We start from the raw sequence: 25376 nt of genomic DNA on the forward strand, positions 1-25376 counted from the left end.
ACTTTAAAAATCACAGGGGAGCCTCACAACAATGGCTGATAGCAGTTTTGACGTAGTCTCAAAAATTGACCGGATGGAGCTAGATAACGCCATTAATCAGGCTATTCGCGAGATTGATACCCGATTCGACTTTAAAAATACCGGTGCAAAGATTGAGCTATCGGGTGACAAGATTGCAATTGAGGCAGATACTGAAGAACGTGCTAAGGCAACACTCGATGTTGTCAAAGATAAGTTAATTAAGCGCGGTGTATCACTCAAGCACTTGGAAGCACCTGAACCTCAATTATCAGGCAAGATCTACAAGATTGCCTGTACTTTAAAAGAGGGAATCTCAACTGAGAATGCCAAGAAGGTTGCCAAGTTCTTACGTGATGAGGGTCCTAAATCAATTAAGACCCAGATTCAGGGCGATGAGCTTCGTGTGACATCTAAGAGCCGCGATGATCTGCAAGTGGCTATCGAGCAAATTAAGAATGGTAAATTTGATTTTGCTGTTCAGTTTGTTAACTTCCGCTAAGTGGCAGATAAACGGAGCGAGTATTCACTAGGGCTACTCTTTGGAATTAGCTCCTACGTTATGTGGGGGCTACTGCCCTTGTATTGGCCACTGCTGCAACCGGCGAATGCGCTAGAAATAGTTGCTCATCGCGCCGTTTGGACGCTAGTTTTCTGTCTGATAGTTCTGGCACTGACCAAACAGATTTACTCCACCTTAAAGGTGGTAAAGAATCCAAAGATAATGGTGGTGCTGCTGTTGAGCACAATCCTGGTCTCCATCAACTGGATTACCTATATCTGGGCCGTAAACCATGGACATGTGGTGGAGGCGGCTCTCGGTTATTACATCAGCCCACTTGTTATCATCGCATTCGGCATCATTATTCTGCGCGAAAAAATGCGACCGTTGCAATGGGTTTCAGTTGCAATAGCTGCCTTCGGTGTATTGGTTCTGACTATTGATTACGGCCGGCTCCCCTGGATAGCACTCGCACTTGCACTCTCATGGGGTAGCTATGGGTTAGTAAAGAAGAAACTAAACCTGGGCGCCGTTGAAGGGATCACAATTGAGACCCTTATTTCACTGCTGCCTTATGCTGGATATTTAATCTTTCTCGGCCAGCAAGGCAGCGGATCCTTTGGCCAATCCCCTGGACTCACGCTGCTCTTGATTAGCGCCGGGGCGGTGACAGCTATTCCACTTCTCTTGTTTAACGGATCTGCCACTCGTTTGCCATATAGCACTATCGGGCTCTTGCAATACATCACTCCAACAATTCTATTTTCTATTGGAGTCTGGGTACGTCACGAAGAAATGCCTACTGCCCGCTGGATCGGCTTCTTTCTAATATGGTGCGCACTAATAGCACTCGGTGTAGATCTCGTGCGATCAAGCAGAACGGTCGATAATCGCATCACAGAGGGAAAATAAAGCCCCGGTCACATCATTAACTGGCAGTGGACCAAGGGCGGTGCGCGCATCGCGTGCAATATCTAGTAACTGCGCGCGCGATTGCGCTATTGCATCGTGTGTGCGCAGCTCCTTCAATACTTGAGCAACCACAGCTTCATCCTTAATAGGTGCTTTAAGTAACTTAATGAGCGCACGATCTTTGGAAGCAGTTGAATTCATAACATTGAGTGTGACCAAAGTGGGAATACCTTCACGTAGATCTGTTCCTGGAGTCTTTCCTGATTCATGAGACTCACTTGCAATATCAATAATGTCATCTGCTAATTGGAAGGCAATACCAATTTTCTCACCAAAGACGGTCAGTGTCTCCTTTATTTCATTGGGTGCCCCTGAGACCATCGCACCAAAACGGGCACTGGCTGAAATAAGAGAACCTGTCTTATCTGCTACAACCTGCATGTAATGCGCTAATGGTGCTTGCCCGTTCTGTGGGCCCTGTGTCTCCATGATCTGACCTATAACAAGACGTTCAAATGTTGATGCTTGTAGTCGCACCGCTTCTGGTCCGATATCTGCCAGTAGCGCAGATACTTTTGCAAAGAGGTAATCACCAGTCAAAATGGCAACGGTATTCCCCCAGCGGTTGTTAGCACTTACAACACCACGACGAAGTGGTGCTTCATCCATCACATCATCGTGATAGAGGGTTGCCACGTGGGTTAATTCGCAGACAGCTGCTGATTCAATAATTCCAAACTTATTCTTATCTCCGTAGTGCGATGCCAAGATTGTCAGTAGCGGGCGTAGTCGCTTGCCGCCAGCGGCAACTAAATGTCGAGAGGTCTCTTCCACCAGCGGGTAATCACCTTGGATATGGCTAAAGAGCAGGTCTTCGACCTTCTTCATACTTGCTTTGAGTTCAACCTCAAGGGCTGGTGCTAAACCCGGAATTCCAAAGGATGACATCAGCGAATAAAGGTGGCTGTGGTTGCGATGAAGTCAATCAGCGGCGCTGGGTAGATTCCAAGAATCAAAGTCAGCACAGATGAAACAGTAATTGTGATAGTGGTCAGCGCTGATGGAATCACTACTGATGTTCCATCTTCAACCGGATCTTTAAAGAACATCAAGACGATGACGCGAATATAGAAGAAGGCGGCAACTGCAGATGAGAGCACGCCGGCGATAAGAATTGAGGTGCTTCCTGATTCATATGCGGCCGAGAAGATGGAGAACTTTCCAATGAATCCGGAAGTCAGCGGAATGCCGGCAAAGGCAAGTAAGAAGAAGGCAAAGGCTGATGCTAATAGTGGTGAACGCTTTCCAAGACCGCTCCAACGGTTGAGGTCACCGACTTCACCGGATGCATCGCGCACAAGTGTGACTATTCCAAATGCACCGACAGTGGCCACACCATAGGAAAAGAGATAGAAGATGGAGGCCTCTAGCCCCGTTTTACTCAAGGCGATAACACCGGCGAGTAAGAAACCAGCGTGGGCAATGGAAGAGTATGCAAGCATGCGCTTAACATCGCGCTGGGCGATGGCAACGACTGAACCAAAGACCATCGTGATAATTGCAATGATGACCATCGCAGGTCGCCATTGCCACTCAGCATTTGCAATCGCCACGTAGAAGATGCGAAGAATTGCACCGAATGCTGCAACCTTTGTCGCTGCTGCCATAAATCCAGTGATTGCAGTGGGTGCACCTTGATACACATCAGGTGACCAAGCATGAAATGGCACTGCGCCCACTTTAAAGAGGAGTCCAATAGAGATAAAGGCGATTCCTAGAAGTAGGAAGACATCGTTGCCGGCCCCGCCAATCACACTGGCTTGGATTCCGGCCAAAGTAATGGAACCTGAGTAACCGAAAAGATAAGCAATTCCTAGTAGGAAGAAGGCGGAAGAGAATGCACCAAGAAGGAAGTACTTAAGCGCCGCCTCTTGCGAAGCTAATCTGCGACGGCGTGAGAGCCCGGCCATGAGATAGAGAGGAAGTGAGAGCACTTCCAATGCCACAAAAAGGGTAATCAGATCAGTCGCTACCGGAAATAGCAGCATTCCGGCCACTGCAAAAAGTGTGAGTGGGAAAACTTCGGTGACGCGCAGATCAGATTGCACCGCATCACGTTCTTCCTCTGAACCCGGAACTGACGCTGCTAGCGCTGTGAAGTTTTCTTGATCTGCAATCAGAAATATGGAGAGCACGGCGATGATAAGAATGGAACCCTGCAGCAGGACTCCCACGCCATCGAATGCAACCGAGCCCATTGCGGCATCGACTGAAGTTTGGGTGCGCACGCGCATGAGCGCTGCAAAGGATGCTACGAGTGAAAAGATTGAGACAAAGAGTTGCGATGAGTAACGCGAAGCACGAGGGGCAAAGGCTTCGATGAGTACGCCAGCTAGAGCACCAGCCAGCACAATCAGGATGGGAGCTAGTTGGGCGTAATTAAGGGTAGGGGAGATAAATTCCATTTACTTACCTGCGCCCTCTGTTGGTATTGGATCGGTAAATCCCTGCACTTCAAGAACGTGCGCAGATGCCGGATTAATGACGTTGAGTAGCGGTGATGGATAGAAACCGAGAGCAATAATGATTGCCATCACTGGCGCAATAGCAATCTTTTCCCGCAGGTTTAAATCTGGCAGGTTCTCATTGCCAGGAGTAGTAGGACCATGCAGCGCCTTCTGCACCGGAATTAAAATATAGAGTGCAGCAAGCACGATTCCGAAGGTGGCAATGACGGCCGCAACTGGATAACGAGTAAATGTTCCCACGAGTACCAAGAACTCACTGACGAAGCTTGATAGTCCAGGAAGTGCCAGCGATGACATGCCGGCGATAAAGAAGGACCAGGCCATTACTGGTGTGACGCGTTGTAAGCCACCGAAGTCAGCAATTGTGGATGAGCCACGACGAGCTGCCATCCAGCCGGCCACAATAAATAGTGCGGCAGTTGAGAAGCCGTGGTTGAACATATAAAGAGTTGCACCGCTATGGCCTTGAGTAGTCATAGCGAAGATTCCCATGGTAATAAATCCGAAGTGAGAAATAGATGTGTAAGCAATCAGGCGCTTAATATCAGTAGCCCCAATTGCTAGGAAGGCACCGTAGATAATTGAAATCACAGCCAAAGTAATAATGATTGGCGTGAAGGTCTTGCTCGCATCTGGAAAGAGTGTGAGACAGAAACGAATCATTCCAAATGTTCCGACTTTATCTAGCACGCCAAGGAGTAACACAGATGTTCCTGGAGTTGCAGAGGATGCGGCATCTGGAAGCCAGGTGTGTAGCGGCCATAGTGGAGCCTTGATGGCAAAAGCTATAAAGAAACCGAGGAAGAGTAGGTTCTGTGTAGTCGGGCTCATGTAATTATGAAGCTCAGATAATTTGTTGATATCAAATGTGTGTCCACCATTAGCACCGGAAATCACATAGAGACCAATGATTGAGGCGAGCATTAAGAGGCCACCGAAGAGGCTATAGAGCAAGAACTTCACGGCTGCTGCTGCGCGATCGCCACTGCCATATCCACCAATGAGGAAGTAGACCGGAATCAACATCGCTTCGAAGATGACGTAGAACAGGAATACATCTGTTGCCGCAAAGACACCAATCATCATCGTTTCTAGAACAAGAATGAGCATGTAGAAGACCTTGACAGACCAACGTCCGCCTTCAGATTCTTTCCACCCAGCCAAGACCACAATGGGTGCAAGGAGCACGGACATCAGAATAAGAACGAGTGAGAGTCCATCAACACCGACTGCGTAATTGATTCCAAATGAAGGAATCCATTCAACTGATTGCACAAACTGGTATGAAGTATCGGCTGCATTAAAGTTAAACCAGGTGAGTACGCCAGAGATTGCAACCAATAGCGTGGTGGCAAGTGCTGCCTGCTTAATGCGTAGTACTTGATCACTCGGAATTACCGCAAGCAGTAGCGTGCCAAGAATTGGAAGCAACATCATTGTGGTAAGCGCGTTCATTGTGTGACCACCCAAACTGCTGCAATCAGGACTACGGCGCCAATCAGAATAAGAGCGGCGTAGCTGCGGGCAAAACCAGTCTGTGTCTTTCGAAGTTCAGATCCAGCACTTAACGCCGTGCGTCCGACCAGGCGCACAGTGCCATCAACAACACTGTCATCACCCTTAACGAGAAGTCTTGTGAGCGCTTGTCCAGGGCGCATGAATAACGCTTCGTTAAATGAATCTTGCAACAAATCTTTACGTGCAATGCGAGTAAATTCTGTGACATTTTCTGGCGCTTCGGCATCAACATCTGAGAATTGATACTTTATCAGCGCGATAGAAACACCAATAATGACGGCAGTAATTGCCATTCCTGAAACAACTATTGCCGGCAAGAACTCTTCATGTTCACCATGTTCACCGAATACCGGTTCTAACCAGTGCACGAGCCCATCTCCACGAGTAAATAAGTATCCGGTTGTTACAGACCCCACTGCCAAAATAGCCATTGGTAGCCACATCAGAAACGGTGACTCGTGCGGATGTTGATCTTCTTCCCAACGTTCTGGTGAAGTAAATGTCAGCACCATGACACGTGTCATATAGAAGGCGGTGATAGCTGCGCCAAGTAGGGCGGTAGATCCCAAGAGAATTCCTTTTATGCCACCAGCATTGAAGGCGGTCTCAATAATTGCATCTTTGGAGTAGAAACCAGCAAATGGTGGAACGCCAATGATTGCCAGATAACCAAGTCCAAAGGTGGCAAAGGTAATCGGCATAAATTTACGAAGTGCTCCATAGCGGCGCATATTGACTTGGTCATTCATGCCATGCATCACTGAACCAGCACCTAAGAACATTCCCGCTTTAAAGAAACCGTGTGTCAGTAAGTGCATGATTGCAAATGCATATCCAGCAGGTCCAAGGCCAGCAGCCAAGATCATGTAACCAATCTGGGACATAGTCGATGCTGCCAGTGCTTTCTTAATGTCATCTTTTGCAGTACCGACAAGGGCACCAAATATCAGAGTAACTGCTCCGACAATAACGACTAGAAGTTGCGCTGTAGGTGCGGCATCAAAGATAAAGTTAGATCGAGTAATCAGGTACACACCAGCTGTCACCATCGTTGCTGCGTGAATGAGTGCAGATACTGGCGTTGGACCAGCCATCGCATCGCCAAGCCACGCTTGCAATGGGAACTGCGCCGACTTACCTGCGGCTGCCACTAACAACATAAGTCCAATGCCAGTGAGTGCGGCAGTCGATGCCGTCTCTGAAGCTTCTTTAACTCCACTGAAGGAGACAGTTCCAAGAGTTGCAAAGGCAATCATGATGGCAAAGGAGAGACCCATATCGCCAATACGGTTCATGACAAATGCTTTCTTTGATGCAGTTGCATATGCCGGCTTCTGATTCCAGAAACCGATCAAGAGGTAGGAAGCAAGACCTACGCCCTCCCATCCCACATAGAGGTTGAGGTAGGAATCTCCGAGAACCAGCAAGAGCATGGCGGCGATAAAGAGGTTGAGATAAGCAAAGAAGCGACGTCGGTCTCGGTCATGAGACATATAAGAGATTGAATAGATATGAATCAGGGTGCCCACACCGGTAATGAGGAGTACAAAGCAGATTGAGAGTTGATCAAGTAAAAGCCCGGCATCTACGTTAAATGTTCCAACGCTGATCCAAGAAAAGAGCTTCTGCGAAAATGCGCGCTCTTCTGGCTCACGTGCAAGCATCTGTGTGAGTTGATAAATACCCACACCAAATGAACTTGCCGAAAGTGCGGTGGCGAGCAGGTGGCCCCACTTATCGGCCCGACGTCCAGCGAGTAATAAAATTACCGCTCCTGCAAGTGGCAGGGCGATGAGATATCCGAGAGATGTCGAAGTAGTCATCATTATCGCTTCAACAAACTAGCGTCATCGACAGAGGCAGAACGACGTGAGCGATAAATCGTCACGATAATTGCAAGTCCAACCACAACTTCACATGCAGCCACGACCATCGTAAAGAAGGCAACGACCTGACCATCGAGGGTGCCATTAATGCGTGAGAAAGTAACGAGGGTGAGGTTTGCCGCATTGAGCATTAGCTCGACACACATAAAGACAACAATTGCATTACGACGGACAACAACTCCGACTGCGCCAATTGTGAAAAGAAGCGCTGCTAAGTAGAGATAGTTATACGGATTCATTACTTCTCCTCCGCAACTGTGTTATCAACTTCGCCGAGTTCAAAGGATCGAGATTCCAAGATATCCCCGCGTGCTTTCAGCGTTGCCGAAATTGAGGTAGGTGCGGCGCTTCCATCAGGAAGCAGCGCTGGCACATCTACTGCGTTGTGACGGGCATAAACACCTGGGCTAGGAAGTCCGGCGGCACCTGCAAGTGAACCTGTTCGAAAACGTGCAATGGATTGTTCGCGTTGGGTAGGGCGAGCAACACTTCGTTGGTGATGAGCAAGAACCATGGCGCCAAGGGCTGCCGTAATTAACAACGCAGAGACGACTTCAAAAGGAAAGACATAGGTCGAAAAGAGCTTGGCGGCAAGGCCTTCCACATTTCCATTGGCATTTGCAGCGGTAAGACCGACGGCATCACGGCCCAATGACGCTCTGCCAATGAGAGAGACAAAAAGACCGCCAAAGCCAACGGCTGCGGTAATTGCTATCGGGCGAAGACCAGAAATTGTCTCGGTCAGTGAATCAGAGGCATCGACACCAACGAGCATCAAAATAAAGAGGAAGAGCATCATGACTGCCCCTGTATAAACCACAATCTGAACAATGCCGAGGAAGAGTGCATCTTGTGCAATATAGAAAATGGCAAGAGTAATCATGACCCAGGCAAGTAAGAGCGCAGAGTGCACAGCTTTCTTCACCAGGAGCATTCCGAGCGCCGCAATAACTGAAAGTGGAGCAAGCACCCAGAACATGATGGTTTCAGGAGTTTGAATTTCTAGCATTAGTTCTGTTCCTGTTGTGATGGGTGTGCTTGCGTAACTTCGCCGTTGTAATAATTAGTATCTGTCATCCCTGGATACATTGGATGTGGTGGTGCCAGCATTCCTTGACGAAGCGGGGCAAGGAGATCTTCCTTTTCGAAGATTAACTTTTCCCGCTTATCATCTGCAAGCTCGTATTCATTAGTCATAGTTAGGGCGCGCGTTGGGCATGCTTCAACACAAAGCCCACAGAAAATGCAGCGGAGATAATTAATTTGATAGACCGCGCCATGACGCTCTCCTGGAGAGAGTTGATTTCCTGGAGTGTTATTCCCGCCTTCAACAAAGATGGCATCAGCTGGGCATGCCCATGCACAGAGTTCGCACCCAATACATTTTTCTAAACCATCAGGATGGCGATTAAGTTGATGGCGGCCATGAAAACGTGGCGCTGTTGGGGCTTTCACATCTGGGTATTGCACAGTCTGGTTCTTCTTAAACATGGTTGAGAAGGTGACCCAGAATCCCTTTGCTTGTTCATACAGGGGTGCCGCACCAGGTTGCTCAACTTCTACAAAAGGAACTGAATTGATACCGAGCTCTGAGCTCTTGCGTGGCTCAATGAAATCTGTCATTTCTGGCCTCCTGTAACGCTAATGGAGCGAAGATGTGGAAGTGAAGGCACTGGGAATTCAGGGCTTTCACCTTGCGCAAGTGGTGCTCCAGAAACTTTCTTACTGCGATCTGTCAGCGATGAAATCGCCATCAAGAGCAGAGCTACTCCCCCTGCAAATGCGATGGTCACTACTCTACTTGCACCTTCTTGCTGCAAAACGCGAATAGTTGCAACGATGAGAATCCAAACAAGTGAGGCAGGAATGAGAACCTTCCAGCCAAATTTCATAAACTGGTCATAGCGCAGGCGCGGAAGAGTTGCGCGCAACCACATGAAGATAAAGAAGAACAAATTAACTTTGGTGATGAACCAAACAAATGTGAACCATCCACCAAGCCATTGCTCTGTAAAACCAAGTCCTGGAGGTGCGTGATAACCACCAAGGAAGAGCGTTGTTGCAAGGGCTGAAACTGCGATGATGTTGACATATTCAGCCAAGAAAAATAGTGCGAATTTAAGTGACGAGTACTCGGTGTGGAATCCGCCAACGAGTTCGCCTTCTGCTTCAGCTAAGTCAAATGGTGCGCGGTTGGTCTCGCCCACCATAGAAATAACGTAAATAATGAATGACGGGAAGAGAACTACTGCATTCCAAATGTTTTGGTGCTGTGAATCAACAATCGCCGAGGTAGACATCGAGCCGGCATAGATAAAGACTGCAACAAGTGAGAGCCCCATTGCGATTTCATAAGAAATCACTTGCGCACTTGAACGCAATCCGCCAAGTAGTGGGTAAGTAGATCCAGAAGACCACCCTGCAAGTACAACTCCATAGACACCGATTGATGTCACAGCCAGAATGTAAAGAACTCCCACTGGCAGATCGGTCAGTTGTAGCGCGGTCTGATGCCCAAAGAGATTTACCACTCCAGTCATTGGAATAACAGCAAAGGCCATAAAGCACATTGAGGTAGCAATAATCGGTGCGAGGATGAAAACAACTTTATCTGCAGCTGCCGGAATGATGTCTTCTTTTAAGGCTAGCTTGACGCCATCAGAAAGTGATTGCAGCAGACCAAACTTTCCCACGCGGTTAGGGCCTGTACGCAGCTGCATTTTGGCGAGAACGCGACGTTCAGTCCACACCGCCATCAGCGTTGCAACCACACAGATAATAAAGACGATGAGTGCTTTAACAGCGATAATCCAACCCGGATCTTTTCCTAAAAGCTCTGCTGTACTCATGCCTTCACCACCGTTACTACATCGCCGTGCACTGCATTGAGTGAAACTAGAGTTTGTGATGCAAATGAGTTACGTGGTAACCACACAGCATCATCGTGAATATCTTCAACGAGTGCCGGAATAGTGATGGAGCCGTGAGCATTTGCTACTCGCACCTGATCACCTGATGTCACACCGAGTGATGTCGCACGCTTAGCTGAAATCACAGCAACTGTTGGACGACGCGTGCCGGCAAGATTGTCCTCACCCTTTTGCAAAGTTCCCATATCAAGCAGGCGGCGCCACGAAGTAAGAAGTGCCTCGTTGGCACCGATTGCTTTCGCAGCTACGGGCGCGACCGATGTGAAGGCAACGCGGGCACCATCCCACTTACCTAATTGATTAAATTCACGAGCTGCTGCGGTGACGGTGCCGAGCATGATGGATTCACCCATGGCATCGGCAATCATGGACAGAATTCGAACATCACTACGGTTCTGGGAATCTTCTACCGCTGCATCAAATGCGCGTGCTCGACCTTCCCAGTTAAGGAAACTTCCACTCTTTTCAGTAATTGCAGCAACCGGTAATACAACGTCGGCAACATCTGTAATTGAACTTGGCGCAATTTCTAGTGAGACTACAAATGATTTCTTCAGCGCATCCAGTGCCACGCGTGAATTCGGCAAGTCTTGCGCGTCGATGCCACCGACAACGACTGCATCAAGTTGACCTGCTGCCAAGCTAGCGATTATTTCTGCCGTTGTGCGACCAGGTTGCGTTGGTAGCGCGGCAACTCCCCAAGCAGCTGCAATATCTACTCGAGCTGCGGCATCAGCAACTGGACGTCCGCCTGGAAGAAGTGATCCGAGTGCACCTGCTTCTAGTGCCCCACGTTCTCCTGCTCTACGCGGAATATAAGCAATCTTTGCACCGGTCTTTGCGGCAAGTGCTGCCACTGCTGAAAAGAGCCCAGCGCTTTCAGAGGCACGCTCTCCCACAAGAATCACAGACTTTGCAGTAAGTGAAAGTGTGGCAACTGCAGAACCTTCCGCACCTGGTGCGACTTTTACAAACTCTGCCTTGAGTTTATCCATGGCAATAGATTTTTTAGTTGCGATTGCCGAAACTTTCAGGCCACGCTTCTTAAAATTCTTATTTAAACGCAAGAAAACAATAGGTGACTCTTCTTCTGGTTCGAAGGCAATCAGTGCAACATGATCTGCCATATCGATATCGCGATAGGTGGCAGTTGAGCCAACTACGTGGGCAGCCAGAAAGTCAGCCTCTTCATCTGAAGTAACGCGTGCGCGGAAATCAATATCGTTTGTGCCAAGTGCAATGCGAGCAAACTTTGAGTAGCCATAAGCATCTTCGGTAGTAACGCGCCCGCCAGTGATTACCGCGGCACGCTTTCCCTTAAGCCCGGCCGCTGCTGCTGCCAGTGCCTCTGGCCATGATGCTTGAACAAGTACGCCTTCTGCATTTCGCACAAGTGGATGAGTAAGACGATCGAGTGCGGTCACATACTTAAATGCCCAGCGTCCCTTATCGCAATTCCATTCTTCATTAACTGATGCATCATCTCCAGCAAGACGGCGAAGGGTCTTGCCTCGTCGAACATCGGTGCGCATGTCACAACCTGAAGCACAATGCTCACAAGCTGATGGCGTAGAAACTAAATCAAAGGGACGAGCACGGAAACGATAGGAAGTACCGGTCAGCGCACCCACTGGGCAAATCTGAACTGTGTTACCTGAGAAGTAAGATTTAAATGGATCATTTTCATAAATGCCGACCTGCTGGAGGGCGCCACGCTCGTTAAGAGTAATAAAAGCATCTGATGCAATTTGTTCTGAGAAACGTGTGCAGCGAGCACAGAGAACGCAACGCTCACGATCGAGTAGTACGGATGAAGAAATACTGATTGGCTTTTCGAAGGTGCGCTTATATCCATCTAGGCGGGCATCTGCGCGCCCATTGCTCATTGCCTGGTTCTGCAATGGACATTCGCCACCTTTATCGCAGACTGGGCAATCAAGTGGGTGGTTACCAAGAAGCAGCTCCATCACACCTTTCTGCGCTTTATCTGCAACGGGTGAAGTCAGTTGTGTCTTTACAATCATGTTTGGTTCTACCGGAATTGTGCAAGAAGCTTGCGGCTTTGGAAATGCACGACCATTGATTTCAACATCAACTAGACACTGACGACATGCCCCTACTGGATCTAGAAGTGGGTGATCACAGAATCGTGGAATTTGAATTCCAAGTTTTTCAGCGGCGCGAATAATGAGCGTTCCCTTTGGAACAGATACTTCGAAACCATCAATGACAACAGTGATCAGTTCTACGGCAACTGCAGAATCTTGAGTCGTAGTCATTAGTTCACCGCCCCGACAAAGAGTGTTGATTTCACGGGATCAAATGGGCAGGCACCATTAGTTAGGTGTGCGATGTATTCATCGCGGAAATACTTAATCGAAGATGTGATTGGGCTCGTTGCACCATCACCGAGTGCGCAAAATGAACGGCCCATAATGTTGTCGCAAAGATCAAGTAACTTCTCAAGGTCTGCCTCTGTACCTGTTCCATTTTCCAGATCGCGCAAGATCTGAACCAACCACCAGGTGCCTTCGCGACACGGTGTGCACTTTCCACAGGACTCATGCTTATAGAACTCAGTCCAGCGAAGTACCGCCCGCACTACACATGTTGTTTCATCAAAGATTTGAAGTGCTTTAGTTCCAAGCATCGAACCTGCTGCTGCCACACCTTCGTAATCCAGTGGCGTATCAAGGTGGGCATCGGTAAATAGTGGAGTGGAAGATCCACCAGGAGTCCAGAACTTGAGCTTATGCCCGGTGCGAACGCCACCAGCGATTTCAAGAATTTCGCGCAAAGTAATTCCAAGCGGTGCTTCGAATTGGCCAGGATTATTCACATGGCCCGAAAGTGAGTAAAGCGTTGCACCCTTTGACTTCTCTGTGCCCATTGATTGGTACCACTCTGCGCCATTGCTAATAATTGCCGGAACAGATGCGATTGATTCAACGTTATTGACCACAGTAGGGCGGGCATAGAGACCAGCAATTGCTGGAAATGGTGGACGCAAACGTGGTTGCCCACGGAAACCTTCTAGTGAATCAAGGAGTGCAGTTTCCTCGCCACAAATATAAGCACCTGCTCCAATGTGAAGGGTGACATCAATTCCATTTCCAAGATGTCCGGCGCTATATGCATCTGCGATTGCAGCATTTACTCGACGGACTACATGTGTTACTTCGCCACGGATATAGATAAATGCACGCTTTGCCCGAATTGCATGACAAGCAATGATGCAACCTTCGATTAACACATGTGGGTTAGCCATGAGTAGCGGCGTATCTTTACAAGTTCCCGGCTCAGATTCATCAGCATTAACTACCAGGTAATGATCTTTATCGTCACCTTGTGGAATAAATCCCCACTTCATGCCAGTAGGAAAACCGGCACCGCCGCGACCGCGAAGACCAGAATCTTTCACCATTTGAATGACTGCATCAGGATCCATGGCAAGTGCTTTTTTCGAAGCGGTATATCCACCGTGACGTGTGTAAGCCTCGATGGTAAATGAATCTGCTTCATCCCAATGTGCCGAAAGGACGGGAGTTAACTTTGACATTACTTACCTTCCTTTGAAAGTTTCAACCCAAGGAGCGTTGGGCCACCAGCTTGAACACCTTCGCGCGCAAGTCCGTCATCGAGTCCGGCAAGAACTGCCGATGCTTGCTTGTAGGTAACAAGTTTGCTTGGTCCACGTGTGGGTGCCGGAGGATTTCCAGTGCGCGCTGCATCAACGAGAGATTTAGCAGACTCAACAGTTTGGTTATCGTAGAACTCCCAGTTAGCCATCACGACAGGTGCGTAATCACAGGCAGCGTTGCACTCGATATGTTCAAGTGAGACTTTCCCATCATCTGTCACGCCATCATTTTCAATGCCAAGGTGCTCTTTCAGAGCGGAAAAGATTGCATCTCCACCCATAACTGCGCACAAGGTATTGGTGCAGACTCCCACGTGATATTCCCCTACCGGCTTGCGCTTGTACTGGGTATAGAAAGTTGCCACTGCAGATACTTCTGCAGTTTCAATATCAAGCAGATCAGAAATCAATTCAATACCTTCATTTGTTACATAACCAGATACTGATTGCACATAGTGAAGCAGCGGCATAATCGCTGAACGGCTACGTGGATAGCGCTTAATGATTGATTGCATTATTTCTTGATTCAAAGTTTGATTGATTGCCATTAGCGGTCCACCCCTCCCATAACGGGATCGATAGATGCAACTGCGCCGATAATGTCAGAAATCATTCCGCCTTCACTCATGGCAGAAGTTGCCTGCAAGTTATTAAAAGATGGTTCCCGGAAATGTACTCGGTATGGGCGAGTGCCACCGTCGGAGACAACATGTGCGCCAAGTTCTCCGCGTGGAGATTCAATAGCCACATATGCCTGGCCTGCTGGAACTCGGAAGCCTTCGGTAACAAGTTTGAAGTGGTGAATCAGTGATTCCATAGAAGATCCCATAATTTCGCGGATGTGCTCCAGTGAGTTTCCAAGACCATCAGCGCCCAGTGCCAACTGCGCCGGCCAGGCAATCTTCTTATCGGCAACCATTACTGGTTGACCTTCGAGTGCATCTAACTTATCGATTGCTTGTTCAATAATGCGAAGTGATTGTTCAAGTTCTGCCATACGAACTAGGAAACGGCCATAGACATCTGCCGTATCTGCTGTGATGACATCAAAGTCATAATTTTCATATCCACAGTACGGCTGCGTCTTTCGTAGATCCCACGGAAGTCCGGCAGAGCGAAGGACTGGTCCAGTAATTCCAAGTGTTGTACATCCTGCTAGATCGAGATAACCAATTCCTTCTGTGCGCTTCATCCAGATTGTGTTACCGATAAGCAACTTAGCATTATCTTCAAAGTTCTTACGAAGAGTCTTCACTACTTCGCGAAGCTTGACACCCATTCCGGCTGGCAGATCTTGCGATACTCCCCCAGGGCGCACATAGGCCATATTCATACGTAATCCAGTGATCTCTTCAAAGGTATCAAGCACAATTTCACGATCGCGGAAGGCGAAGAACATTGGTCCCATAGCACCGAGTTCAAGTGCGCCGGTGCCAAGTGCGACCATGTGTGAAGAGATTCGATTGAGTTCCATCATCAGAACGCGAATTACAGAAGCGCGCTCTGGAATGTCATTGGTGATGCCCAGGAGTTTTTCAACAGCCAGGCAGTAAGCAGTTTCGTTAAAAATTGGTGACAGGTAATCCATGCGAGTTACAAATGTGACGCCTTGCGTCCAGTTACGGTATTCAATGTTCTTTTCAATTCCAGTATGCAAATAGCCAATACCAGTACGCACTTCAGTAATGGTTTCACCCTCTAGTTCAAGAACGAGGCGAAGTACTCCGTGAGTAGATGGGTGCTGTGGACCCATATTTACGATAATGCGTTCCTCTTTAGATTCACCAATTTCGGAAACGAGTGAATCCCAATCACCGCCAGTAACTGAAAAGACTGTTCCTTCGGTGGTTTCGCGTGATGATGCGTATGGATCAAATGTTGTAGTCACTGGTAGCTCCTGCGTTGTGATGGAGCAGGCGTTGTTGCGCCCTTGTACTCAACTGCGATTCCACCCAATGGATAATCTTTACGTTGCGGATGTCCATCCCAATCATCGGGCATCAAAATACGAGTAAGTCCAGGATGGCCATCGAAGATGATTCCAAACATGTCAAAGGTTTCGCGCTCATGCCAGTTATTACCAGCCCATACTTCAACAAGAGATGGGATATGTGGGTCAAGTTCTGAGGTAGCAACTTCTAGGCGAATACGTTGATTCTTTGTCAGCGAGAGCAATGGATAGAGGGCAACTAGTTCCGCACCTGTGCGATCTAGGTAGTGCACGCCAGAAACTCCCATACACATTTCAAATTTCAACTTATCGCGCAAGATAAATGCAACCTCAACTAAACGTGATTTCTTAATATGCAAGGTGAGCTCGCCACGATCTACAACAACGCGAGTAATGGCATCGGCAAAATCAGGATATGCGCGCTCAAGATCGTCTGCAACATCGTCAAAATATCCACCGTATGGGCGCTCGGTGGAACCAGTTGCTGCCGCGGTGCGAACAAGTCCGCCATATCCCGAGGTATCTCCCGTTCCGGCAGCGCCGAACATACCGTTCTGTTCTTGAGTCATTTAGGCGAGCAAGCCCTTCATTTGAATGGTTGGCTTGGCATTCATTGCCGCAAGTTCTACCTCTTTAATAACCGCTTCCCGGTTTGGACCGAGCTTGGTATCGCTAATAAGTGCGTGCAGCTTGATGATTGCATCCATCAACTGTTCTGGACGCGGTGGGCACCCTGGAAGATAAATATCAACAGGCACTACGTGATCAACGCCTTGCACAATTGCATAGTTGTTAAACATTCCACCAGAGGATGCGCATGCACCCATGGAAATAACCCACTTTGGCGCTGTCATTTGATCATAAATCTGGCGCAGCACTGGCGCCATCTTCTGCGAAACGCGACCAGCAACAATCATGAGATCTGCTTGACGAGGCGATGCCGAAAAGCGTTCCATACCAAAACGAGAAATATCATGCTTTGGCGCAGAGCCAAGTGCCATCATTTCAATGGCGCAACATGCAAGACCAAATGTTGCTGGCCAGAGTGAGCTCTTGCGCATGTAGCCGGCAAGACCTTCAACCGTGGAGAGTAAAACTCCACTTGGTAATTTATCTTCTAGTCCCACGATTTAATCCCATTCCAATCCGCCACGGCGCCACACATATGCATATGCAACAAAAACTGTGCCAATAAAAATTGCCATTTCAACTAATCCAAATAGCCCAAGTTGATCAAATGCGACCGCCCACGGATAAAGGAAAACAATTTCAATATCAAAGATGATGAAGAGCATCGCGGTAAGAAAGTACTTGACCGGAAAGCGTCCACCTTGCAGCGCTTGTGGAGAAGGTTCGATTCCACATTCATAGGCCATTTGCTTGGCACGGTTATATCGAGCCGGGCCCGTGACCGCGGCGATTGCGACCGAAAAGGCGGCAAAGCCAAAGCCAATCGCGAAAATCACGATTATTGGGATATATGGATTGCCGTTCACGAGCGCAATCCTAAGTGCAATCCAGCGTGGCAAAAAACTGGAATTACTTGAACGCCATGTGAACTGCGACAACTCCGCCAGTCAGGTTCTTCCAGGTGACCCGACTCCAGCCGGCCGCTTCAATCCTGGCGGCGAGCGCCTTCTGATCTGGCCAGGCCCGAATCGATTCGGCCAGGTAGATATAGGCATCTGGGTTAGATGAGGTTCGACTGGCCACCCAGGGAAGTGCCCGCATCAGGTAGTTGGTATAAATCTTGCGAAATGGGGCAAAGGTCGGGCTCGAGAATTCACAGACCACCAACTGCCCGCCGGGCTTTGCCACCCGCAGCATCTGGGCCAAGGCCAGGTCGATATCAGCGGTATTGCGAAGGCCAAAGGAGATAGTGACAAGATCAAATTCGCCATCTTTAAAAGGAAGGTTGAGGGCATCGGCCTTGGTAAAGGCTAGGTGCGGGCGAGCTTTGCGGCCCGCGGCCAACATCCCCTCACTGAAATCAGCTGGAATCACATCGGCGCCCGCTACAGCCAATGGCTCAGAGCTGGACCCTGTCCCGGCAGCTAAATCCAGAATCTTCATCCCTGCCCGTGGGGCAATAATTTTGGTGGTGGCACGGCGCCAGGCTTTGGTCTGGCCCAAACTTAAAAGGTCATTGACTAGGTCATAGCGCTTGGCAACCCCATCGAACATCGCTGCCACTTCATCAGGGTTCTTATCCATATTGGCGCGTGACATGCGCATATTCTCCCCGAAGGTAGGCTTCAGGCACAACTTATAGAAGAAATGCAGATGAGAGGTTTTCACCATGTCGATTCAATCAGGATCACTACGCGCGACTGTTTTCCCTCGTAGCTCAGCACTTACCCAAGTGCTCTTTGTGGCAGCTGGCGTAGCTTTCATCGCACTCCTTGCCCAGATTGCTATCCCAGTTCCTGGTTCTCCTGTTCCTGTCACAGGGCAAACACTTGCTGTGCTCCTTATTGGAACTACCTATGGCGCTCGCTTAGGAGTTCTTACCTTTGCCACATATCTTCTTGCCGGTGTTGCTGGTGCACCAATATTTGCTCCTTCTGGCACATCTGCCAATCACGGAATTGATCGCCTGATTGGCGCAACCGGTGGATACCTTGTTGGAATGTTGGTGGCATCCCTTGTGCTTGGATATTTAGCTGACCGTAAAGCAGATCAGAAATTCAGAACTTCTTTTCCAGCACTCCTTCTTGGCGATGCCATCATCTTCACCTTTGGATTACTTTGGTTACAGCAAACACTTGATCTCTCTTGGTCAAAGACAATCGCAGCCGGCTTTACCCCTTTTATTCTCGGTGAAGCTCTCAAGATTGCAATTACTGCTACTTCGTTGCCGCTTGTATGGCGCAGAATCTCTCGCACACTTAATAAATAGATGCCGCAGTTAATTCCAGTCACCACTGCTCGAATTGGTGAACATCTTCCGCTTCTCGATTTGTTGCCTGCGACTGCTCCTATTTCATGGGTGCGAAATGGTGAAGGTCTCGTTGGTTGGGGCGTGCATGCAAGCACAGTGGTAAGTGGAAAAGATCGCTTTGCAAAAGCACGTACCTGGTGGCACCAACAATTAGAGACATTCTCAATCTCTAATTCAGTACACGGCAGTGGTACTGGCCCCGTTCTCTTTACCTCGTTCTCATTTGATAGAAATGAAGAATCGGTATTAGTTATTCCACAAGTTGTTGTGGGACAGAAAGGCACAAATTCCTGGGTTACCTGGATTGGTGATCAACCACAACCGGCTTTGCCAGAGACGCCACCACTACTGCACAGCGCAACATTTACCTTCGGCGAAGGAAGTCTGACATCGGCTGAGTGGATGAAGCGGGTGGCAGATGCAGTTGCTCGAGTAAGCACTACTGCTGTTGAAAAGGTAGTGCTGGCGCGAGATCTGATTGCAGCATCTGATTCAACTATTGATCCGCGTCCGATTCTTAAAACTCTGGCTGCCGAATATCCAACTACCTGGACATTTGCCGTCGATGGCTTAGTGGGGGCAACTCCTGAACTGCTTGTGCGTCTATCTCGCGGCATGGTGACATCACGCGTGTTGGCTGGAACTATTTCAAAGACCGGTGAAGATGAGAAAGATTTGGCACTTGCGGCTTCCCTTGCGCGCTCATCAAAAGATTTGGAAGAACATGAGTATGCAGTGCGTTCAGTGGCCAATGCCCTTGATCCATTTTGTTCTTCCACAAATGTGCCGGAATCTCCCTATGTGCTGCACTTAGCAAATGTCATGCACCTTGCAACAGATGTCACTGGAGCGTTAATTGAATCAAAGCAGCACATCGATGCTTTCTCACTATTGCAAGCACTTCACCCATCTGCCGCGGTATGTGGAACGCCAAGAAATATTGCATTCGACATCATTGACGAAATTGAAGGCATGAACCGCGGGCGCTATGCCGGCCCAGTGGGTTGGATTGATGCCAGCGGTGATGGTGAACTTGGTATTGCACTGCGCACAGGTCAGATTACCGATCGCAGTATTCGCATCTTTGCTGGCTGCGGAATTGTTGCCGCATCTACACCCGAAAAGGAGCTTGAAGAGAGTGCGGCGAAGATGATTCCGATGCGATCTGCGCTACATGGATGAAATGCTCTTGTAAATCCCCTGCAAGAAATCCGCGTTCGTTTCTCTAGCTGGAACATTGATAACAACAACACTGAGCCCCTGCACAGGTGCGGCAATCTCTGATATCAACTGAGCTTGGTTATCGATCTCTTTTGCGGTGACTCCTATCGCACTAGCGATTGCGGGGATAGCTAGACCATGCGGAGTTCCAAAAACATCTTCAAAACCATCTACTCCGCGCTGGCTTAGCGTGGAGAAGATGCCACCGCCATCATTGTCGATGACAAAAATCTTGAGGTTGATCTTCTCTTGTTGAATTAACCCAGTGAGATCGTGAAGAAAACCAAGATCGCCAAGAACCGCAATAGTCGCTTTACGCTGTGAGGCGATACCGAGGGCAGTTGAGATATTGCCATCAATGCCGGCAAGGCCACGGTTAGCAAAGGTTTCAACGCCAGCCCGCGCTACTGCAAATCCCTCAATGTCGCGGATGGGGCGAGAAGAAGAAATAAAGAGCGCAGTACCTTCAGGAATTGCTGCACCAATTTCACGTGCAACAAGTTGCTCTGACCAGGTTGAAATATTAGCAACTAGCTTCATCGCGCGAAGTGAGTACTTCTTCCACTTCTCGGCATATTCGGCATCTGGTGTCTGAACTTCAACAACCGGTAGTTGGGTAAATTTCTGTGAAGCACTTCGATCAGAATCAACGGTAGCTAAACGTGGATCAATCACAATGACTTTTCTAGCCCGCGCGACGAGTGCGTTAATTGAGCGGGAAAGAGTGGTGCGACCAATAACGACAACTGTGTCTGGCGCGAGATCTTCAGAGATCGTATTTGAGGTCAAGAAGACGCTGGCATGTGAAATCGCTCCGACGAAGGTGAGGGGGTCTTCGGAGATAACTGGCCAGCCAAGTTCTTTCGAAAAGGCAAGAACTGATTCAGCACTTAAGCCACCGCGATCGTGTCCGATAACAAGAATTCCGCGGGTGGACTTGGTGTGAAAAGTTCCAGCGCTTTTGCGATTAAAAACTTTTGGCGTAGTAACTTGCAACCCATCAAGCCAAGAATCATCAGCGTCTCCAACGAGCGGTTCTTCAAATTGAATGTTGAGGTGCACTGGCCCGGAATGAAGTGAATTAAAAGGAAGTTCCATGGGATAGGCAGAACCTGATACATCGGCAAAGTAGCGAACGGCCTTGCCAAAGATGCGAGCCTGCTCCGTTGTTTGATTGGCGCCAGTTCTACGTAGTGCTGCAGGTCGATCAGCTGTGAGCACTAGGAGCGGTGTATTTGTGTGTGATGCTTCCAGAACTGCAGGGTGGTAATTAGCTACCGCTGTTCCGCTGGTGCACAGGATTGGCACTGGTAGCCCTGATGCTTTTGCGATACCGAGTGCGAAGAAGGCTGCAGTGCGCTCATCGATACGCACATGAAGATTAATCAGCCCCTTCTTGCTCGCTTGATAAAAGGCTATCGAGAGTGGGGCGTTTCGTGAACCCGGTGAAATGACAACAGCTTTCACGCCAGCTTCAAGAATTTGGCGAACGATTACGCGAGCTAATTGAGTTGAAGAATTCATCACAAGAGCTCGGCCGTCTTCATGACCCGATTCTTCCACCATTCATAGCGTTCTGGCGCCACTTCGTGACCGCTGTATTCTGGCTCGAATTCTTTGATCTGAATCTGACTATCAATGATTGGTAACTCGGCGACATTTGCAGCGAGTAATGAGCCAGTACCTAATCCGCAGTCAAAGTTCAGCTCTGGAAATGATGCCGCCAAAATCAATCCATAATTAACACCGACCGCGCTCTCTAGCGCACTTGATACAACTACTGGAAGATTGTGATGTTTGGCCAACTGATGTGCTCGTGCGATACCGCCCAATGGTTGAACTTTAAGCATCAAGATATCAACCGCGCCCGTGAGGTCGATAGCAAATGGATCGCGAGCCTTGCGTAGAACTTCATCGCCAGCGATTGGAATACTAATATGTAGCTTTTCTTTTAATTCACGTAACTCTTCAACTGTGGCACATGGTTGCTCTACATATTCCAGTGCGCCGAGGTTTTCATAGATTGCACGAAGGTTGGTGAGCGCTTCACCTACCGACCAATTCCCGTTGACATCGATGCGTAGCTTCGCTTCTGGCCGCAATGCTCTGACTTTGGCAAGGCGAGCAATATCTTCTGGCAGATTGTCGCCAACTTTTACCTTAAAGGTATTTACTCCAGGAAAAGAATTTACGATGCCTTCGATAACTTTACGATCATTCAGCGCCGGAATCGTGCCATTTACTTTCACTGAAGTGCGATGGAGCTTGGGGCGAGCCTTTGTTGCTGCCTCAATCGCACTCATTAACCATGGTGCAGATTCTGCGTAACCGTACTCAAGAAATGGTGAGAACTCTCCCCAACCAAATTCACCTTTAAAGAGTGCTACTTCCCGAAGATTGATGCCACGAAAGCTTGTCTTCATAGGCAGCGCAACTACACGCATACTTTCGAGCAGGGATTGATCCATAGATTTACGGACGCTTAGGGAACTTTCCAAAGTCAGGCTTGCGCTTTTCCTTATAGGCATCGCGGCCTTCTTGCCCCTCTTGTGATAAATAAAAGAGCAGCGTTGCATCTCCTGCAAGTTGTTGAACTCCAGCAAGTCCATCATCGGCAGCGTTCATCGATGCCTTAATCAGGCGAAGCGCCATTGGAGAGTTCTGCAACATCTCGCGGCACCAGGAAACTGTCTCAGCTTCCAACTCTTTCAGTGGAACAACGGTGTTAACCAACCCCATTGATAAAGCTTCTTGGGCATCGTATTGACGAGTAAGAAACCAAATTTCGCGAGCTTTCTTCTGGCCAACACTTGCAGCTAGAAGACCTGAACCATAACCACCATCAAAGGAACCAACCATCGGTCCGGTCTGACCAAACTTTGCGTTATCTGCAGCGATAGAAAGATCGCAGACAACATGGAGAACGTGGCCACCACCAATTGCCCAACCGGCAATCATGGCAACGACTGGTTTTGGAGTTCTACGAATCTGTACTTGCAAATCTAAAACATTGAGTCGACCCACTCCTTGTTGTGAAAGTGAATCATCTCCAAGATAGCCATCATCTCCGCGAACGCTGATATCTCCACCAGAACAGAAAGCTTCATCACCTTGACCGGTAAGAATGATGACTCCAACTTCGGAGTGATCGCGTGCTAAATCAAAAGCGCTCTTGAGTTCAATAATTGTTTGCGGCCGAAATGCATTTCGCACTTCTGGGCGGTTGATCGTGATCTTTGCAATGCCATCAGCAACTTGATATTTGATATCGGTAAATGCCTCGCCACCAGGGCCGGTTGCCCAGGCCGGGATAGTCCGGTCACCAAAATCACGCTTAATAGGCTTGCTCACGATTCCTCCATCTGGTCTACGAGCGATAGCCTACGCGGGCAATGGAGCAGAACGCACAACGAGAACTTGTCGCAGCCAATCCCGAGTGGAGTGTGCGCGAGTTAATGGCACGCCTGGCAGAAGCTTTGGCATCACAGGGCCCAGCACTTTCTCTTGGGCAGAGCGCTACCAGCATTGTCGGCGATGACATCAGCCTTGTAGTTGCTACCACCGGAAGTTCTGGGGTAGCAAAAGAGGTCGGGCTTTCGGCAGCAGCACTTGTTTCATCTGCCCAAGGGTCAAATAAATTTTTAGCTGCATCCCCCGGTGATACCTGGTCGCTGCTACTGCCGGCAACTCATATCGCAGGCATTAATGTGCTGATCCGCTGCCTCGAGCTCGGAACTGAACCTGTTGATCTGCGAAAACATCAAGGGCCATATCCTCAAGTAGATTTCACAGCAATTGTTCCCACCCACTTATTTCGTGCACTGAAGGCAGATTCGAACTTACTGAAGCATCTAGTAGATGCAAAAGCTGTGCTCGTCGGTGGCGCCGCTTTATCTGATGAGCTCAGAAAAGAAGCTACTGCTGCCGGCATCAACATTGTTACTACTTACGGTATGACTGAAACGTGCGGAGGCTGTGTCTATAACGGTCAGGTGCTAGCTGGAGTTGAAGTAAAGATTGTGGAAGAAAACAGAATTGCAATTAAAGGATCAGTCCTTGCAACTAGCTACATCGGTGCTGAGTCGCTGTGGAAGCAAGAAATGCATGACGGGTGGTTCTTCACTTCTGATTTCGGAAAGTTAGAAGACGGCAAACTAATTGTTGAAGGTAGGGTCGATGACGTTCTGATCTGTGGCGGCGTAAACATCTCCATCAGCGCTGTTGAACGCTTTCTACAGAACAGATATCCAGCACTTACCTTCGCCGCTTTCGGAGTGAAAAATTCTGAATGGGGCGATGCGCTACATCTTGCTATTGCCGGTGATGTGGCAGCCAATGAGAAAGAAATTACAGAATTCTTAGTTGAGGAATTTGGAGTTGTTGCAAAACCGCGAGGATTTTTAGCCCTTGCAGAGTTGCCCCTGATTGGTATCGGTAAGGTAGATCGCAAGAAGTTAGCCGAGTTGCACCAGGAGAGTACCCATTAATATTTGGATTCAAGGTGCCCGTCCGCGCACGCTACCTGCAGCTATCGCCCCTGTTCTCGTTGCCACTGTTTTGGCAGGCGCAGATTTCAAACCAGTGCAAGCACTTCTCGCACTGACTGTCAGCCTCTGTCTTCAAGTTGCCGTCAATTATTCAAATGATTACTCAGATGGCATTCGTGGAACAGATGACAATCGCATTGGCCCCATTCGATTAACCGCATCAGGTCTAGCACCAGCTGAATCTGTTAAGCGGGCAGCGATACTCTCATTTGCAGCTGCATCTATCGCTGGTATTGCTTTGGCAGCGCTGTCATCGTGGTGGGTCATTCTTCTGGGGATCGCAGCAATCGCAGCTGCATGGGGTTACACCGGTGGAAGCAATCCCTATGGTTATAAAGGTTTAGGTGAGATGTCTGTCTTTATCTTCTTCGGAGTTGTTGCAACGATGGGAAGCTATTACGTGCAGACCTTAGAAATTAACTGGGTTTCATTTGCCGCCTCCGTTCCGATGGGCTCACTTTCGTGTGCTCTGCTTGCAATAAATAACATTCGCGACCGCGCACAAGATGAGTTAGTTGGAAAGCGAACACTTGCGGTGCGCTTAGGTGATCGCGGCTCAAGAATATTTTTCGTGCTCTTGCTGGTATCTGCCTATATCTTTGCCGCCCTGACCGGACATATCTGGGTTCTCTTGACTCTCATCACCGTTCCTATGGCGTATTTCATATCCAAAAAGGTGCTGCAGGGAGCAACAGGGAGCCAGCTAATTCCGCTTCTGGGGAGCACGGGTAAGTTACAACTTCTCTTTGCGATAACCTTTGCTGGCTCGTTAGCACTCTAGG

At 48.7% G+C, this 25376-nt stretch carries 25 protein-coding genes; 6 read left to right on the forward strand and 19 right to left on the reverse strand.

Features of this window, described 5'->3' with window-relative positions; all coding sequences use genetic code 11:
- Positions 1 to 31 precede the first annotated feature (31 nt).
- Both A1sIIB142_RS05480 and rarD read left to right on the forward strand, forming a co-directional pair.
- Positions 32 to 520, forward strand: coding sequence for a YajQ family cyclic di-GMP-binding protein (locus A1sIIB142_RS05480; protein WP_095693950.1), 489 nt, complete (start codon positions 32 to 34; stop codon positions 518 to 520).
- Positions 521 to 1432 (forward strand): EamA family transporter RarD, encoded by a 912-nt coding sequence (rarD, locus tag A1sIIB142_RS05485; protein ID WP_095693951.1) that lies wholly within the window; start codon positions 521 to 523, stop codon positions 1430 to 1432.
- Here rarD and A1sIIB142_RS05490 read toward each other — a convergent pair.
- The 16 genes from A1sIIB142_RS05490 to A1sIIB142_RS05565 are packed head-to-tail and all read right to left on the reverse strand — an operon-like array spanning position 1391 to position 18114.
- Positions 1391 to 2380 (reverse strand): polyprenyl synthetase family protein, encoded by a 990-nt coding sequence (locus A1sIIB142_RS05490; RefSeq protein WP_095693952.1) that lies wholly within the window; start codon positions 2378 to 2380, stop codon positions 1391 to 1393. The two genes, rarD and A1sIIB142_RS05490, sit on opposite strands and share 42 nt — an antisense overlap.
- On the reverse strand, positions 2380 to 3897 hold the full coding sequence (nuoN, locus tag A1sIIB142_RS05495) for an NADH-quinone oxidoreductase subunit NuoN (protein ID WP_095693953.1): 1518 nt from the start codon (positions 3895 to 3897) through the stop codon (positions 2380 to 2382). The genes A1sIIB142_RS05490 and nuoN overlap by 1 nt, the downstream gene beginning before the upstream one ends.
- Positions 3898 to 5415, reverse strand: a complete 1518-nt coding sequence (locus A1sIIB142_RS05500) for an NADH-quinone oxidoreductase subunit M (protein WP_095693954.1) — start codon at positions 5413 to 5415, stop codon at positions 3898 to 3900.
- Positions 5412 to 7301, reverse strand: a complete 1890-nt coding sequence (nuoL, locus tag A1sIIB142_RS05505) for an NADH-quinone oxidoreductase subunit L (protein WP_095685014.1) — start codon at positions 7299 to 7301, stop codon at positions 5412 to 5414. The genes A1sIIB142_RS05500 and nuoL overlap by 4 nt, the downstream gene beginning before the upstream one ends.
- 2 nt (positions 7302 to 7303) lie before the next feature.
- Positions 7304 to 7603, reverse strand: a complete 300-nt coding sequence (nuoK, locus tag A1sIIB142_RS05510) for an NADH-quinone oxidoreductase subunit NuoK (protein ID WP_095675256.1) — start codon at positions 7601 to 7603, stop codon at positions 7304 to 7306.
- Complete coding sequence (locus A1sIIB142_RS05515; protein WP_095675257.1) at positions 7603 to 8373, reverse strand: NADH-quinone oxidoreductase subunit J; 771 nt, start codon at positions 8371 to 8373, stop codon at positions 7603 to 7605. The genes nuoK and A1sIIB142_RS05515 overlap by 1 nt, the downstream gene beginning before the upstream one ends.
- The gene (nuoI, locus tag A1sIIB142_RS05520; RefSeq protein WP_095693955.1) at positions 8373 to 8987 is read right to left on the reverse strand and encodes an NADH-quinone oxidoreductase subunit NuoI; all 615 of its coding nucleotides are present in this window, start codon (positions 8985 to 8987) and stop codon (positions 8373 to 8375) included. The genes A1sIIB142_RS05515 and nuoI overlap by 1 nt, the downstream gene beginning before the upstream one ends.
- Positions 8984 to 10213, reverse strand: a complete 1230-nt coding sequence (gene nuoH / locus A1sIIB142_RS05525) for an NADH-quinone oxidoreductase subunit NuoH (protein ID WP_095693956.1) — start codon at positions 10211 to 10213, stop codon at positions 8984 to 8986. Before nuoH ends, nuoI begins: the two co-directional genes overlap by 4 nt.
- Entirely contained in the window at positions 10210 to 12573 is a 2364-nt protein-coding gene (locus tag A1sIIB142_RS05530; protein WP_095693957.1) for an NADH-quinone oxidoreductase subunit G, read from the reverse strand. The genes nuoH and A1sIIB142_RS05530 overlap by 4 nt, the downstream gene beginning before the upstream one ends.
- Positions 12573 to 13853 carry an NADH-quinone oxidoreductase subunit NuoF gene (gene nuoF / locus A1sIIB142_RS05535; RefSeq protein WP_095693958.1) on the reverse strand — a complete coding sequence of 427 codons (1281 nt, stop codon included), beginning with the start codon at positions 13851 to 13853 and terminating at the stop codon, positions 12573 to 12575. Before nuoF ends, A1sIIB142_RS05530 begins: the two co-directional genes overlap by 1 nt.
- A complete protein-coding gene (gene nuoE, locus A1sIIB142_RS05540) occupies positions 13853 to 14482 on the reverse strand; it encodes an NADH-quinone oxidoreductase subunit NuoE (RefSeq protein ID WP_095693959.1) in 630 nt (209 codons plus the stop codon). The genes nuoF and nuoE overlap by 1 nt, the downstream gene beginning before the upstream one ends.
- Positions 14482 to 15822 carry an NADH-quinone oxidoreductase subunit D gene (locus A1sIIB142_RS05545; RefSeq protein WP_095675262.1) on the reverse strand — a complete coding sequence of 447 codons (1341 nt, stop codon included), beginning with the start codon at positions 15820 to 15822 and terminating at the stop codon, positions 14482 to 14484. The genes nuoE and A1sIIB142_RS05545 overlap by 1 nt, the downstream gene beginning before the upstream one ends.
- Complete coding sequence (locus A1sIIB142_RS05550) at positions 15819 to 16454, reverse strand: NADH-quinone oxidoreductase subunit C (RefSeq protein ID WP_095693960.1); 636 nt, start codon at positions 16452 to 16454, stop codon at positions 15819 to 15821. The genes A1sIIB142_RS05545 and A1sIIB142_RS05550 overlap by 4 nt, the downstream gene beginning before the upstream one ends.
- Positions 16455 to 17012 (reverse strand): NuoB/complex I 20 kDa subunit family protein, encoded by a 558-nt coding sequence (locus A1sIIB142_RS05555; RefSeq protein WP_095685022.1) that lies wholly within the window; start codon positions 17010 to 17012, stop codon positions 16455 to 16457.
- A gap of 3 nt (positions 17013 to 17015) precedes the next feature.
- Positions 17016 to 17381 (reverse strand): NADH-quinone oxidoreductase subunit A, encoded by a 366-nt coding sequence (locus A1sIIB142_RS05560; RefSeq protein WP_095693961.1) that lies wholly within the window; start codon positions 17379 to 17381, stop codon positions 17016 to 17018.
- A gap of 43 nt (positions 17382 to 17424) precedes the next feature.
- Complete coding sequence (locus A1sIIB142_RS05565; RefSeq protein WP_095693962.1) at positions 17425 to 18114, reverse strand: demethylmenaquinone methyltransferase; 690 nt, start codon at positions 18112 to 18114, stop codon at positions 17425 to 17427.
- Positions 18115 to 18184: 70 nt separating this feature from the next.
- Here A1sIIB142_RS05565 and A1sIIB142_RS05570 point away from each other — a divergent pair, with 70 nt between their 5' ends.
- Positions 18185 to 18784, forward strand: coding sequence for a biotin transporter BioY (locus A1sIIB142_RS05570; RefSeq protein ID WP_095685025.1), 600 nt, complete (start codon positions 18185 to 18187; stop codon positions 18782 to 18784).
- Positions 18785 to 20008 (forward strand): isochorismate synthase, encoded by a 1224-nt coding sequence (locus A1sIIB142_RS05575; protein WP_095693963.1) that lies wholly within the window; start codon positions 18785 to 18787, stop codon positions 20006 to 20008. It begins immediately after the preceding gene.
- On the opposite strand, the gene menD is transcribed toward A1sIIB142_RS05575, so the two are convergent.
- From menD to menB, 3 genes are read right to left on the reverse strand one after another with little or no spacing between them, the layout of a single operon-like run.
- Positions 19997 to 21571 carry a 2-succinyl-5-enolpyruvyl-6-hydroxy-3-cyclohexene-1-carboxylic-acid synthase gene (menD, locus tag A1sIIB142_RS05580; protein WP_095693964.1) on the reverse strand — a complete coding sequence of 525 codons (1575 nt, stop codon included), beginning with the start codon at positions 21569 to 21571 and terminating at the stop codon, positions 19997 to 19999. The genes A1sIIB142_RS05575 and menD overlap by 12 nt on opposite strands.
- Positions 21571 to 22575, reverse strand: a complete 1005-nt coding sequence (locus A1sIIB142_RS05585; RefSeq protein WP_420021872.1) for an o-succinylbenzoate synthase — start codon at positions 22573 to 22575, stop codon at positions 21571 to 21573. Before A1sIIB142_RS05585 ends, menD begins: the two co-directional genes overlap by 1 nt.
- Positions 22520 to 23359, reverse strand: coding sequence for a 1,4-dihydroxy-2-naphthoyl-CoA synthase (menB, locus tag A1sIIB142_RS05590; protein WP_095675520.1), 840 nt, complete (start codon positions 23357 to 23359; stop codon positions 22520 to 22522). The genes A1sIIB142_RS05585 and menB overlap by 56 nt, the downstream gene beginning before the upstream one ends.
- Before the next feature lie 80 nt (positions 23360 to 23439).
- On the opposite strand from menB, the gene A1sIIB142_RS05595 reads away from it, so the two are divergent.
- Positions 23440 to 24534 carry an AMP-binding protein gene (locus A1sIIB142_RS05595; protein ID WP_095693966.1) on the forward strand — a complete coding sequence of 365 codons (1095 nt, stop codon included), beginning with the start codon at positions 23440 to 23442 and terminating at the stop codon, positions 24532 to 24534.
- Positions 24530 to 25375, forward strand: coding sequence for a 1,4-dihydroxy-2-naphthoate polyprenyltransferase (locus tag A1sIIB142_RS05600; RefSeq protein WP_095693967.1), 846 nt, complete (start codon positions 24530 to 24532; stop codon positions 25373 to 25375). The genes A1sIIB142_RS05595 and A1sIIB142_RS05600 overlap by 5 nt, the downstream gene beginning before the upstream one ends.
- The last annotated feature ends 1 nt before the right edge of the window (position 25376 follow it).

Origin of the sequence: Candidatus Planktophila versatilis (assembly GCF_002288345.1) — a bacterium.
GTDB classification, from domain to species: Bacteria; Actinomycetota; Actinomycetes; order Nanopelagicales; family Nanopelagicaceae; genus Planktophila; species Planktophila versatilis_A.

Coding starts and splice junctions, on each gene's coding strand:
- A1sIIB142_RS05480 (WP_095693950.1), top strand. CDS start 32: ATGGCTGATAGCAGTTTTGACGTAGTCTCAAAAATTGACCGGATGGAG.
- A1sIIB142_RS05490 (WP_095693952.1), bottom strand. CDS start 2,380: ATGTCATCCTTTGGAATTCCGGGTTTAGCACCAGCCCTTGAGGTTGAA.
- nuoN (WP_095693953.1), bottom strand. CDS start 3,897: ATGGAATTTATCTCCCCTACCCTTAATTACGCCCAACTAGCTCCCATC.
- A1sIIB142_RS05500 (WP_095693954.1), bottom strand. CDS start 5,415: ATGAACGCGCTTACCACAATGATGTTGCTTCCAATTCTTGGCACGCTA.
- nuoL (WP_095685014.1), bottom strand. CDS start 7,301: ATGACTACTTCGACATCTCTCGGATATCTCATCGCCCTGCCACTTGCA.
- nuoK (WP_095675256.1), bottom strand. CDS start 7,603: ATGAATCCGTATAACTATCTCTACTTAGCAGCGCTTCTTTTCACAATT.
- A1sIIB142_RS05515 (WP_095675257.1), bottom strand. CDS start 8,373: ATGCTAGAAATTCAAACTCCTGAAACCATCATGTTCTGGGTGCTTGCT.
- nuoI (WP_095693955.1), bottom strand. CDS start 8,987: ATGACAGATTTCATTGAGCCACGCAAGAGCTCAGAGCTCGGTATCAAT.
- nuoH (WP_095693956.1), bottom strand. CDS start 10,213: ATGAGTACAGCAGAGCTTTTAGGAAAAGATCCGGGTTGGATTATCGCT.
- A1sIIB142_RS05530 (WP_095693957.1), bottom strand. CDS start 12,573: ATGACTACGACTCAAGATTCTGCAGTTGCCGTAGAACTGATCACTGTT.
- nuoF (WP_095693958.1), bottom strand. CDS start 13,853: ATGTCAAAGTTAACTCCCGTCCTTTCGGCACATTGGGATGAAGCAGAT.
- nuoE (WP_095693959.1), bottom strand. CDS start 14,482: ATGGCAATCAATCAAACTTTGAATCAAGAAATAATGCAATCAATCATT.
- A1sIIB142_RS05550 (WP_095693960.1), bottom strand. CDS start 16,454: ATGACTCAAGAACAGAACGGTATGTTCGGCGCTGCCGGAACGGGAGAT.
- A1sIIB142_RS05565 (WP_095693962.1), bottom strand. CDS start 18,114: ATGTCACGCGCCAATATGGATAAGAACCCTGATGAAGTGGCAGCGATG.
- A1sIIB142_RS05570 (WP_095685025.1), top strand. CDS start 18,185: ATGTCGATTCAATCAGGATCACTACGCGCGACTGTTTTCCCTCGTAGC.
- A1sIIB142_RS05575 (WP_095693963.1), top strand. CDS start 18,785: ATGCCGCAGTTAATTCCAGTCACCACTGCTCGAATTGGTGAACATCTT.
- menD (WP_095693964.1), bottom strand. CDS start 21,571: ATGAATTCTTCAACTCAATTAGCTCGCGTAATCGTTCGCCAAATTCTT.
- A1sIIB142_RS05585 (WP_420021872.1), bottom strand. CDS start 22,575: ATGCCTATAAGGAAAAGCGCAAGCCTGACTTTGGAAAGTTCCCTAAGC.
- A1sIIB142_RS05595 (WP_095693966.1), top strand. CDS start 23,440: ATGGAGCAGAACGCACAACGAGAACTTGTCGCAGCCAATCCCGAGTGG.